Annotated in this window: 10 protein-coding genes; 6 read left to right on the top strand and 4 right to left on the bottom strand. The window is 42.6% G+C overall.

Going from position 1 to position 13,091, the window contains the following annotated elements; genetic code table 11:
• Positions 1-70: 70 nt before the first annotated feature.
• The 4 genes from htpG to ispH form a co-directional block, all read right to left on the bottom strand.
• Complete coding sequence (htpG, locus tag ACT3QN_RS08040) at positions 71-2,032, bottom strand: molecular chaperone HtpG (RefSeq protein ID WP_444522893.1); 1,962 nt, start codon at positions 2,030-2,032, stop codon at positions 71-73.
• A gap of 501 nt (positions 2,033-2,533) precedes the next feature.
• A complete protein-coding gene (locus tag ACT3QN_RS08035) occupies positions 2,534-3,349 on the bottom strand; it encodes a thioesterase family protein (RefSeq protein ID WP_444522894.1) in 816 nt (271 codons plus the stop codon).
• A gap of 33 nt (positions 3,350-3,382) precedes the next feature.
• Positions 3,383-3,631: a hypothetical protein gene (locus ACT3QN_RS08030; protein WP_444520167.1), complete on the bottom strand. Its 249-nt coding sequence runs from the start codon at positions 3,629-3,631 to the stop codon at positions 3,383-3,385.
• Positions 3,632-3,678: 47 nt separating this feature from the next.
• On the bottom strand, positions 3,679-4,635 hold the full coding sequence (gene ispH, locus ACT3QN_RS08025; RefSeq protein ID WP_444522895.1) for a 4-hydroxy-3-methylbut-2-enyl diphosphate reductase: 957 nt from the start codon (positions 4,633-4,635) through the stop codon (positions 3,679-3,681).
• Positions 4,636-5,008: 373 nt separating this feature from the next.
• On the opposite strand from ispH, the gene gmk reads away from it, so the two are divergent.
• The 6 genes from gmk to ACT3QN_RS07995 all read left to right on the top strand — a co-directional run bounded on the left by gmk (position 5,009) and on the right by ACT3QN_RS07995 (position 12,913).
• Positions 5,009-5,635 carry a guanylate kinase gene (gmk, locus tag ACT3QN_RS08020; RefSeq protein WP_444522896.1) on the top strand — a complete coding sequence of 209 codons (627 nt, stop codon included), beginning with the start codon at positions 5,009-5,011 and terminating at the stop codon, positions 5,633-5,635.
• A 175-nt stretch (positions 5,636-5,810) separates the two neighbouring features.
• Positions 5,811-6,071, top strand: a complete 261-nt coding sequence (gene rpoZ, locus ACT3QN_RS08015; RefSeq protein WP_068403827.1) for a DNA-directed RNA polymerase subunit omega — start codon at positions 5,811-5,813, stop codon at positions 6,069-6,071.
• A gap of 337 nt (positions 6,072-6,408) precedes the next feature.
• Positions 6,409-8,607: a RelA/SpoT family protein gene (locus ACT3QN_RS08010; protein WP_444522897.1), complete on the top strand. Its 2,199-nt coding sequence runs from the start codon at positions 6,409-6,411 to the stop codon at positions 8,605-8,607.
• A gap of 70 nt (positions 8,608-8,677) precedes the next feature.
• Positions 8,678-9,058, top strand: a complete 381-nt coding sequence (locus ACT3QN_RS08005; RefSeq protein ID WP_057761400.1) for a RidA family protein — start codon at positions 8,678-8,680, stop codon at positions 9,056-9,058.
• A gap of 161 nt (positions 9,059-9,219) precedes the next feature.
• Positions 9,220-11,508, top strand: coding sequence for a primosomal protein N' (locus ACT3QN_RS08000; protein WP_444522898.1), 2,289 nt, complete (start codon positions 9,220-9,222; stop codon positions 11,506-11,508).
• A gap of 214 nt (positions 11,509-11,722) precedes the next feature.
• Positions 11,723-12,913, top strand: a complete 1,191-nt coding sequence (locus ACT3QN_RS07995) for a cation diffusion facilitator family transporter (RefSeq protein WP_444522899.1) — start codon at positions 11,723-11,725, stop codon at positions 12,911-12,913.
• Positions 12,914-13,091: the final 178 nt, after the last annotated feature.

The following is a 13,091-nucleotide window of genomic DNA, read 5'->3' as shown; positions in this document are numbered from 1 at the left end:
CTTGGCTAAAAATTCAAATAAAAAAGGAGACCTCTTATATAAGACCTCCTTTTTTACTAGTTATTAAACATTATCTCATCAATAGCTCATTGACGCGTTTTAGGTAGGCGGCTGGGTCATCTAGCTGACCACCATCTGCCAATAATGCTTGATCAAAAATGACTTGCGCCAGATCATTAAATTGCTCACTGCTCTCAAGCTTCTTGATAAGTGGATGCTCAGGGTTTACTTCTAGCGTTGGCATACTTGCTGGTACGTCCTGACCCATTTGCTGTAGCATTTGAATCATTTGTGGCGATAGCTCACCTTCACCAACAACCAAACACGCTGGGCTATCAACTAAACGAGTAGATACTTTGACATCTTTAGCACGATCGCCCAATGCAGTCTTTAGTTTATCGACAACAGGCTTAAGCGTTTCTTGAGCTTTTTCTGCCTCAGCTTTTTCTGCTTCATCTTGTAAGTCGCCTAAATCTACTGCGCCCTTCGCGATGTTTTGCAGCGGTGTCTCATCGAATGAGGTTAAGAAGTTCATTGCCCATTCATCAACACGACTGGTCATCAAGATAACTTCGATGCCTTTTTTCTTGAATAGCTCAAGTTGTGGGCTGTTTTTCGCAGCGGCTAGATTATCAGCTGTGAGGTAGTAAATGGCTTTTTGACCATCTTTCATACGGCCTTTATAGTCTTCAAAGCTCGTCACTAGACCGTCTTGCGTGCTGGTTGTATAACGCAATAGCTTAGCAATACGTTCCTGATTGCCTGTGTCTTCGCCTAAACCTTCTTTGATGACATCACCGAACTCTGCATAGAATTGGGCAAACTTCTCTTGCTTGTCACTGTCTTCACTATTAGCAAGGCTTGCGAGTAAGGTCAAGATACGGCGAGCGTTACCATCACGAATAGATTTTACATCACGTGACTCTTGTAGAAGCTCACGGCTCACGTTCAATGGCAAGTCTGCTGAATCAATCACCCCTTTCACAAAGCGCAAGTACATCGGTAACAATTGCTCAGCTTCGTCCATAATAAAGACGCGCTTCACATAAAGCTTTAGACCATGCTGCTGCTCACGAGTGTATAGATCGACTGGCGCTTTTTTAGGAATATATAGTAGTTGCGTGTACTGTACGCGACCCTCTACACGGTTGTGCGTCCAAGTGAGCGGCTCATCCATATCATAAGAGATATTCTTATAAAAATCGACGTACTCATCATCTTCAATTTCAGAGCTTGAGCGAGTCCATAGCGCACTGGCTTTATTGATTGTTTCCCACTCATCAGTGAGTACCATCTCGCCACCAGCAGGCGTGTCATCGTTTTCGTCTTCTTTTACATCTTCTTGCCAGATCTCTTTACGCATTTGAATCGGTAAGCTGATATGGTCAGAGTACTTATTAACCAAACGCTTTATTTTGCTGCGATCTAAGTAGTTATCTTCGCCTTCAGAATACTCTTCTTTTAAGTGCAAAGTAATCGCCGTACCACGCGTGTCTTTGCTAATAGGCTCAACAGTAAAGCTACCAGTACCATCTGATACCCAGCGCACGCCCTTATCCGCAGGCTCGCCCGCTTTGCGTGATTCAACACTGATAGTATCAGCCACGATGAAACCTGAATAAAAACCAACACCAAACTGACCAATCAATTGACCGTCTTGCTTCTGTGATTCAGACAATTTGTCTAAAAATGCTTTGGTGCCCGATTTAGCAATCGTACCCAAGTTTTCGATTGCATCTGCTTCATTCATACCAATACCGTTATCGGTAAAGGTAATGGTTTTGGCGGCTTCATCGACAGAGATACGGATTTTTAATTCGCCATCATCTTCATAAAGGCTATCGTCATTTGTGCCCTCAAAGCGCAACTTATCACAAGCATCCGACGCGTTAGATACCAACTCGCGGACAAAAATGTCAGCGTTAGAATATAGTGAATGTGTGACCAAATGCAGTAACTGAGCCACTTCCGCTTCAAACGTATGTTTTTTTAATTCTGGGTTCAGACCTTCAGCTTGAGTTGCTTCACTCATAAAAACTCCTTTAAATTCTATGAAAGACCTATTATCAGATAACGATATGCTCACGAAAGCTGCTCTAATAATATTAGATAACTTGCCGTATGCAATACCGTTAAACTGTCTATACTAATAGGGGCAACGAAAAAAAATTCAAGCTCAAACGTCCTATTCAATAAAAAACACCGCACTTGTTTGCCAAGGCGGTGTTCTAGTATCAATCATTTGCTTAATTAGTTATTTATTTGCTCAATTACTTTTGATATAACAATCAAAGCGCAAACAACAGCAACTATTCTGAATATGCTTCTATCAAAATATCCCAAATAGTTGTCAGTTTTTTTGAAAATTGAGTATGTGTTTTCATAGCAACCTCTATATCGATTAATATTGTCTTGTTGGTAATATCATCTTGTTGGCTATTATTAAAACCATTTTTCCAATATTTGTATAATTAATTGATTACAATATATCGTTTTATTTTTCAAAACCTGAAGCTAGCTGATTTTTAGCTCTTTAGTGCGGCATCGGGCGAATGGTAAGGATTTGCTCACTACGACCGAAAGGCCCGTATACATCGTGCAATACCGCACTGGTCAGTCCGATACCATCATCGCCATATTGTTGTACGGCCTCGATCCCCAACCAGCGACCTTTTGGCGCGCGATGCATATGAATTTGCAAATCAGTATTAGGAAACATCCACTCCAATTTAGATAAACCAAGACCTAACCTTGGTACAACACCGTTGGCAGTGTCGACCATACCCAATAGATGCACTAAGTCATCAGTCAGCTCGCCTTCAATCATATCTGTATCATTAGTAATCCATACCATACCGCGACCAGGACGACGGTCTTCTGTCGCTACCAAACGTACACTTTCAATGTAGCCGCCTGGCCAGCCTTTCATGTCTTCCCAAACTGGTAACTCTTCAGGTTTATATCTGGCTGGTTGATCTTCAAGTCCAGCAATTTCACTGGTATCTTGAGTGAGAAGTCGCCATGCCCTTGCAATAATAGCATCTCGGCCACGGCTGCTCATGACCGCTTCAACCAATTCAATAGTCTTACCTGGTCGGATACAGCGAGTGGTAATCGTAAAATCATCGAGTGGTATTAGCCCAAGGATATCAAGGCTGACACGTGCGATACGAGTATTCGGCTGCAGCGCAAAGCCATTTAACTCAGCTGTAAGTAGGCCCGTCGCTGGTGCCATATGCTGTTCATGCTCATTCCAAGCACCTTGTGCATGTTTGGTTGGCTGATAATGCGCCACACTGACACCATCTTCTTGTAGCTCTCGTTTGATAAATTTGTAATAAGCAGTCATAGCTATCCTATATTTGGCACTTTTTTTGTACTTTTATTTGTGAGTAAGCTCTTGTTTTCTTAGTATGAGAATACGGCGAGCTTTTTGTATGAAGAATAATAAGACAACCATTATTACTACAAACATAGCATAGAAAAAACTTTTTTCTGCCATGAACTTGACGATGTTCATAAACAATATAAAGACTACTACCGCCATCACGAGCATGTTAAGCTTCAGTTGCTTGTTAACTTCAGCGAGCGTGGCCTCTGCTAATACAAATTTGGCTTTTGGTTCTTTCATGCGAGCTTATCCATATAAATGATGGTTCATACAAATACTAATATTGACTATCTACCAACTTGGGTGACTGGAATACGCAAGGCTTTCGGCAAACTAAACGTCACATTTTCCTCGATACCAGATAGCTCACTGGGCAAGTCCCCACCCCAGTCTTGTAATTGCTGTAGAACTTCTTGGATCAATACTTCAGGTGCAGATGCCCCAGCAGTCACGCCAATACTCTGGACACCATCTAACCAACGCTTATCCATCTCACTGGCATTGTCGATTAGATACGCACGGCAATTCATACGCTCGGCCAGCTCACGTAAGCGATTAGAGTTTGATGAGTTTGGTGAACCAACGACCAAGACCACTTCACAACGACTGGCTAAATCTTTTACCGCATCTTGGCGGTTTTGAGTGGCGTAGCAAATATCGTCTTTGCGCGGGCCTTGGATACTAGGGAATTTTTCACGCAGCGCATCGATAACGCGAGCAGTATCATCCATCGACAAGGTTGTCTGAGTCACAAATGCCAAGCGTTCAGCATCCTGTACAGTCAATGCAGCCACATCACCTTCATCTTCGACCAGATGAATCTGTCCACCATGGCGACGATTAAAACGTCCCATCGTACCTTCTACCTCTGGATGTCCTGCATGTCCTATCAACACCGCATCCATGCCATCCTGTGCAAACTTTGCCACTTCGATATGTACTTTGGTCACCAATGGGCATGTTGCATCAAACACGGTCAAATCTCGGCGCTCAGCTTCATCTTCAACCGCTTTGGAAACCCCATGAGCAGAGAAAATAACGATGGAACCGTCTGGCACTTCATGAAGCTCTTCAACAAACACCGCGCCACGATTGGCTAAGTCCGATACCACAAATTTATTATGCACCACTTCATGACGGACATAAATGGGCGGCTCGAAACGTGTCAATGCTTCATTAACAATCGCAATTGCACGGTCCACACCAGCACAAAATCCACGGGGATTGGCAAGATAAATTTGCATAAGAAGGCCTATCATTGGATAATTTATAATTAAAACGTATTTTTGAATTTTACTGTTCAAAATTTGGGATGAAATCAATACTCTACTTTAGCATAATTTGCTTTTACCACTCTCTAAAATAGCTGTCTGCTTGTAGCAATGTTTTATGAGCAAACCTCAGTATGCTTACGACATATTGCAAAACCAGCTTTAACTTGTATAAAAGCAGTTTATAATAACGCACTTACTATGATTTCTATCGCTATACATGATGGCGTTTTTTATTTTTTCTAGTCTTTGTTTTTGGCTGGGGCACTGCTCAATCTTTTATCAAGACATATCTATAAAAAATACTTTAAGAGTTATCAAAACACCTTCTATTAGGATAAATTGCATGACAGGTTCATTATTTATTATCACTGCCGCCTCAGGTACAGGCAAAACCTCATTGGTCAAGCAGTTGCTTGCTACTACCAATGATTTGACTGTCAGTGTCTCACATACCACTCGTGCACCACGTCCAGGCGAGATTGATGGTCAACATTATCATTTCACAGATACCGATAGCTTTACTAATGGTATCAATGCAAACCTATTTCTAGAGCATGCTGAAGTATTTGGTAACTATTATGGCACGTCAGAGGAAAGTGTACGTACCCAGCTAGCGGCAGGTATTGACGTTATTTTGGAGATTGACTGGCAAGGAGCGACGCAAATCAGAAATATCTTTTCCGACGCCATTATGGTTTTTATTCTACCACCCAGTATTGCTACATTACGTCAACGTCTCTCAACCCGCGCGCAGGATTCTGTAGAAGTCATAGAGCGCCGTCTAGCTGGCGCAGTCACCGAAATGGCACAATATGTGAATGCTGACTATGTAGTGATCAATGATAATTTTGACGTAGCCTTAGCTGAGCTAAAAGCAATTATCGTGGCAGATAGACAGACGCTTACCCGTCAACAACAACGCTATCATCGCACGATTAACAACTTGCTAAATACTCAGGTAGAAGAGTAAACTAAGCATTAATCGCATTTAGCAACTTATCTCTCAAGTAGATATAAAAAAGCAACGACGCGACTTGGCAAAAAATGCTATAATCTTTAGCTATTCCCCTTTATATTTTTGATATTATTTTTATTGAGTGGTGGGCAAGGTCCGCTACTAATAAAAACAACCGAGGTAGCTATTTATGGCACGAGTGACGATTGAAGATTGTTTGGATAATGTTGATAATCGCTTTGAGCTAATTTTGGTCGCAAGCAAACGCGCCCGCCAACTGGCCAAAGGTATTGCTGAGCCTATGGTTGATGTCGATAACGACAAGCCTACGGTACTAGCACTACGTGAAATTGCCGCTGGTAAAATCACACGCGACATTCTAAACCAGCCAGAGCATAATTTTGCTACTAGCTCGTTAGATTTAGCACTATCAGGCGACCATAGCTTCTAATAGGCTGCCTAGATAAGATGTGTTTTATAAAACCAATATGTTTTTATAAAATAAGCATACATCTTGAGTAACAATAGAGACCACAGCATAAGCTGTGGTTTTTTGGTTGTAAATATAATGTATTGGCTATTTTGGCGGCTATTTATCTCCAAAATAGACCATTGAGTTATTTTTTTCATCGTCTACTCGCTTATCAGTTGACATTGAAAGCAATTTGCGATTAATTAGAAGATGGCGTACTCATCCTCAAGTTTTGTATGGTAGGTCATTATTTAGACTCCATTTACTTTGGTAAGTGGCCCAATAAGTAGGTCATGGAAAATAGGATCATTATTTTATGAGTCAAACCCTACCCAAACTCAGTCATCAACTTGTCGATGATGCTCAATATAACTTGCTACGTTCAGTAGGTTATCTCACTGCTGCTGAACGCCGTGATATTATTGACGCTTGTGAGTTCGGAGATATTGCGCATATCAAAGACAAGCGCAAATCTGGGGAACCTTATATCACCCACCCAATCGCTGTCGCTGAAATACTAGCCGGATTTCGCTTAGATCGAGATACCATCATCGCGGCTATTTTGCATGATACAGTCGAAGACACCGAAGTAAGTGACGAACAGATTGAGCAGCGTTATGGTGCCATAGTATCTAGGTTGGTTGATGGTGTGACTAAGCTGAAGTCATCTTCGCACAATAAGCAACAAAACAAAGCGGCCACTTTTCATAAAATTTTGACGGCTACACTTGCTGACCCTCGTGTGCTTATCATTAAGCTTGCTGATCGCCTACACAACATGTCTACACTTGATGCCGTACGTCCTGAGAAGCAACGTACAACAGCACAAGAAACCTTAGATTTTTATGTGCCATTTGCACGATTGATGGGCCTGAATGATATTGCTGATTATATCGAGGTATTGTGTTATCGCAATTTAAACTCTGATATGTACAACAAGCTATCTGATAAGCTGTTACAGCATGGGCTTGGGCGTAATTTTCAGCAAGAAGCCATTCATCGTTACTTGAGTATTGTCCTCAATAATTTAGGGCTCAGTGGTCTAGTCAAAGTTTTAGACAATCGTGTGGTCATATACCGTCAGTTTTTCCGCAACCGCGGTGAAATCAGTTCGCTACTGCGTCATTATGCGTTTGAGATCGTCCTTGATAACATCGAAGCATGCGACAAACTGGCTTACTATCTGATCAAAAAGTATCAGATAGATGATAACCATATTGCTGATAATATTCGTAGGCCTCTACCAGGTGGCAACCAATCCCTCACTCTTATCTATAAACGTGATAATGATGTAGTAAAAGTCACCATTTTGACCAAGCAAATGCAAAGTGCTGCAAGACTTGGTGTCATTGGTGCTGAACATGCATCAGACGTTAGCCAGTCAGTGATTCAAGCATCACTACGTAACATGAAAGACTTGGTTGATGAAGACAACCTAAATGAAAACAGTCCTGACTTTTCAGCGGCAGTCTCTACCATCAATGAGCTAATGGATTACCTGCACTCCAGTAAAATCATTTGCTACAGTCCTCAAGGCCGTGCTTATGAGTTACCACAAGGAGCAACTGCTCTAGACTTTGCTTATGCTGTCGGGCCTATGGTTGGCAACGTCGCTGTTGGGGCAAATATTGATGGCACAGTGGCAAAGCTTGGTACTGTCGTAAAAAATGGACAGTCAGTTGAGATAGAAGTGAATAGTCATTCAGAACCAAAGGCTGAATGGCTAGGATTTGTAGTGACCAACAAAGCGCGTGAAGAGATCCTACGTTGGTTCAAAGATTTGTCCGTCGCTGACAAACAACATCACGGGCGACAAGCATTGGATCGTGCGCTTAGAACCCATCAAAAGAGCTTCGATGATCTAACAGAGTCGGACTGGAAAGATTTGACTGAGTGGCGTGGCTTGACAGAAAAAAACGCGTTGTTTGAACAGATAAGCTCAGGCACGCTGCTGCCACAACTAGTAGTAACTCGCTTATTCAGCGATGAATTAAGTGATTTACAAGCAAAAGTACATAGCGATGACATGACTGAACCGCAACAGCTAATTGCGAATGCTGCTGGTGTTGAGCTTAATTTCGGTAACTGCTGTCACCCAATATATGGTGATCCTATTGTAGGTCACCTATCACGTCACGGCTTGGTTGTTCACCGACATAAATGCTTTTCCTTAGATGATATCCGTAAAGATAATCCTTATCAGGTGATTCAACTTCGTTGGCGCAGTGACAATGCGGTCAAGCAAGGTGATATCGATGAACAAGAACTAAAAAATAGTGGGAAAATTCGTTTCCCTGCTTATTTGAAGCTTTCCGTTGCGCTTAGTGACGAACAGATTAGTGAAGTTATTTATCACTTGCGCCAGCTAAATATGGGTGTAGAAACCATTGATGTTCGTAGTACTGACAGTATTATTCAGATTGTAGTGCGTAGTCGCAATCATCTAGCACAGGGTATTCGTGAACTACGCTCACTGCTAGGTTTCCCTAACATTATGCGGTTATATCAATTATAATAAGCCTGTTTGCTGACGTATAAATTAGCAATGTTATAACCTTCAATTAACCATATACAAAGGATATCCTATGACTCGTCAAACCATCCAAACTGATAAAGCACCTGCAGCTGTCGGCACCTATTCACAAGCTGTCAAAGTCGGCAATACTGTCTATATCTCAGGTCAGCTTGGTTTTGATCCTGACACTATGGAGCTAAGAGAAGGTTTTAAGGCACAGGCTGAGCAAGTATTTGAAAATATCAAAGCTATCTGTGAAGCAGCTGGTGGCAGTTTAAATGACGTGGTCAAATTCAATGTATCTCTGACTGACTTAAGTGACTTTGCCGTCCTAAACGAAGTTTTTGTCGCCAACCTAAGCGAGCCATACCCTGCCCGCGCTGCCGTCCAAGTAGCCGCTCTACCTAAAGGTGGCGTGGTAGAAATTGAGTCTATTCTATATATTGAATAAGACGCTATTGAATGCTTAATATTTTTTGCTCATTATTAAGCGCTCATTTTAGCAACAGCCTATAAGATAAATCACAATAAGCTTAGCATCATGCTAAGCTTATTGGTCTCTGTTCTATTATTCTGATCTCATATTCACCTAATAAGACTGCGAAGCCGTTTATGTTGGTACAAGTTGCTCTGCCCGTCCCCCTTTATCGGGTATTTGACTATAGCTTACCAGCTGATAAGCCTGCTCTGTCAGACAGTGCGATACCGCCAATCGGGAGCCGCGTCGAGGTTTCATTCGGTCGTCAGACTCTGATTGGTATTGTGATTGCTCACATCTCACAAGACGATAGTAGCGTACCTGTAAATAAGATCAAACCCATCAATAAACGTCTAGATGCTGAGCCTATTTTGGACGCTGGTATGCTCAAGCTTGCCTATTGGCTAGCACGCTATTACCACTATCCACTTGGTGATGTATTGGCCGTTATCCTGCCAAGCCTTGTCCGTCAAGGTAAACCATTAGACTTACTAATTACCCATTGGCGAATTTTGCCTCATGTTACTGATGATGATTTTCGAGCCAATGCCAAGAAACAAAAGCAGCAGTTCGACATGCTAAAGCTACATGGTCAACATGGCGCAAGTGAAGACGTATTGCTACTAGAAGGAATGCAACGAGCATTTCTAAAGACACTAGAAGATAAAGGGTTAGTCGAGCGCTATATTCAGCCAAAACAAGCGCCTGCTCCAGTTAAACTGGCAAAAATGCCACTCGACCTCAATGATGAGCAGAAACTTGCTGTCGACGCTATTATCACTGCACATGAATCTGATACTTATACTGGTTTTTTGCTCAACGGTATTACTGGTAGTGGTAAAACCGAAGTTTATCTCCAAGCGATGCAAGCAGTACTAGAGGCTGGTAAACAAGTCCTTATTCTAGTACCAGAGATTGGCCTTACACCGCAAACACGTGCCAGATTTGCCAGTCGGTTTGCAGCCCACATTGTGCTATTGCATTCAGGCATGACCAACACTCACCGTTTGCAAGGTTGGCAAGACTGTCGCACGGGGCATGCACAAATCGTAATCGGTACGCGCTCGGCTGTACTATATCCGTTTGCAGACTTAGGTTTAATTGTTGTGGATGAGGCGCATGATGGCTCATATAAGCAGCAAGACACATTACGTTATCACGCGGCTGATGTTGCGCTCTATCGAGGGTTACAATATAAAATCCCAGTGATACTTGGTACTGCCACACCTTCTCTTGAGCATTTAAAACTGGTCAATGATGGCAAACTAGTAGAATACCAACTGCTTACTCGTCCGGGTAATGCCAAGCCTGCAACCATGCAACTGATCGATGCACGCTTGCAAAGCACCCATCAACAAATACAAGATGACGGTGCACGTTACGATACAGGGCTGACGGATGCCATGATCGGGGCAATACGGCAAACGCTAGAAGCTGGCGACCAGGTATTGATATTTTTGAACCGTCGTGGCTATGCGCCCGTTCTGTTGTGTGAGGCTTGTGGCTGGCAAGCAGATTGTCCTCGCTGTGATGCTCACCTGACCGTTCACTATAATAGCCAAGCCCAGCGAAGCAATTATTCAAGCAACTCTTACTTAAAGTGCCATCATTGCGATTGGCAGGCCTATATCCCTACCGTATGCCCTGATTGTGGCAGTCAAAACCTAGATGCTAAAGGGATGGGAACGACAAGGCTCAGCGAAAATCTACACGCAATCTTTGCTAATCCTCAAACAAGCAAAAATCTCTATCCGATTATTCAAATAGACCGTGACACCACAAGACGCAAAGACAGCTGGGAAAACATCTACGAGCAAATCAATAAAGGCAACCCTGCTATATTGGTCGGTACACAAATGGTCGCCAAAGGTCATCATTTCCCTAATGTCACGCTAGTTTGCTTACCCAATGCCGATCGCGGATTTTTATCAGCAGACTTCCGCTCACCAGAGCATACCGCACAGCTCATGATTCAGGTGGCTGGTCGTGCTGGTCGAGGTGACAAAGCCGGCCGCGTGTTGATTCAAACCCTACAACCTGACAACGAATTACTATTAAAACTGGTCAAAGACGGCTACTTATCATTTGCGCGCGAGTTATTGCAAGAGCGTCAAATGATGGGCTTGCCTCCTCATCGACATGCTGCATTGATACGCTCTGAAGGCAAAACATTGGCAGCCACCACGCAAGCGCTTAAAGATGCCATTGCGCATTTGCCTAATGCTCATAACCTCGTTGTCCTAGGTCCTATTGATGCACCCATGAGTAAAAAGAACAGTCGCTACCATGCACAGCTTTTATTATTGGCCAAAGACCGTCGACAACTGCATAACGTATTAGGACAATGGTGGCAGCCAGTGCTTGCTCTACCAAGCGCCAAATACCTAAAGCTCACTTTGGACATTGATCCTGTCGGTTGGTAACTTTCATCTAAAATTTAATAGACAACGACATACATTTCTACTCTTCCTCTTATCCTGTTTACTTCGTCGTTACAGCTTCTCAAGCTTGCCTGTGTTAAATTTATAATTATCAAACGGTATAGGATAAACGCTCTATGCCTACTTTATCCATAGCAAACATCACTTATCAGTAAACATCATCTATCGAACGTAGTTATCAGCGAATTTGAGTATTATGATGAATCCCAATAATCCAAACTCTGACAAGCACAATCATAGCCAGCAGCCTGATAGTACTGATGTGTCTAACTACGTTCACAAAGATGAAGAAAATAACTACACTCAGGAAAACCAAGGCCATCATGATCATGACGAGCATCTAGAACAGACAACAGTAGCGCGAGATACCAAAGGCTATCAGCGCACCTTGCTGTTCAGTTTTGTTATTATTACTGGTTACATGTTTATTGAAGCCATCGGTGGCTGGCTCACTGGTAGTTTGGCTCTGCTATCTGATGCAGGGCATATGCTAAGCGATGCGATAGCACTTGGTGCCACTTTGGTCGCATTTAAGATTGGTGAAAAAGCCGCTAATCACCAGAAAACCTTCGGCTATAAACGCTTTGAGATATTAGTCGCTACGGTAAATGGCGCGACACTTATCATAATCGCTTTGATGATTTTTTATGAGGCGATTAAACGCTTTAACTCACCGCCAGAAATTGCGACCCAAGGCATGCTTATCGTGGCGACTATCGGTATGTTGATTAATATTCTGGTCGCTTGGCTAATGCACCGAGGTAGTCAAGGTGGCAAGTCACATGGTCATAGTCATAACCATGGTACGGATGATGCCAAGGTCACAGATCAGAAACCTAATAGCACAGAACCCGTTAACCTCAATATGCAAAGTGCCTATTTGCACGTATTGGGCGATTTGTTAGGTTCAGTAGCTGCGATTATCGCTGCACTACTCATGATGGGGTTCGGTTGGGTATGGGCAGACGCAGTGGCATCAGTAATTGTCGCCGTGCTTATTTTAACCAGTGGCTACCGCGTCGTACGTGATTCTGTACATATATTGATGGAAGGGACGCCTGCCAATATATCGCTAGTCGATGTGGAACAAAAATTGCTCGAAGACTCTCAAGTACAAAAAGTACATGATCTACATGTTTGGAGTATTACTAGCGGACTTAATGCACTCTCTTGTCATGTGGTTGTTGATGGCGAAATGAGTATCCATGAATCAAATATTTTGATTGCTAGTCTAGAACAAAGACTACTAGAGCTTGGTATTCACCATGTTACTATTCAGGTCGAAAGCTCGTCTCATCCGCAGAATATCTCACATAGCGATGCATTGGTCTGTGATATCTCAGGACAGCTACCTAATTACAATAGCCATATTGGTCATAACCATTAACGATACATTCTCAGCTAAATGATTGAATAGAGAGGTCAGTAGCTCGAACCAAATCCTAGTGAATACAAGTATAGATATTTGATACTGGCCCATACTAAAGATTACGTAGAACTAGAATCTGGATTAAATCAGTACAGTTGTGATTTTCGACAAACTTTTACTTTACTCAGCTTAAAAA

The organism is Psychrobacter sp. AOP7-C1-14, assembly GCF_052376135.1.
Classification (GTDB): Bacteria; Pseudomonadota; Gammaproteobacteria; order Pseudomonadales; family Moraxellaceae; genus Psychrobacter.
The sequence above is the reverse complement of the archived record's forward strand: the minus strand, read 5'-3'. Positions and strand labels throughout refer to the sequence as shown.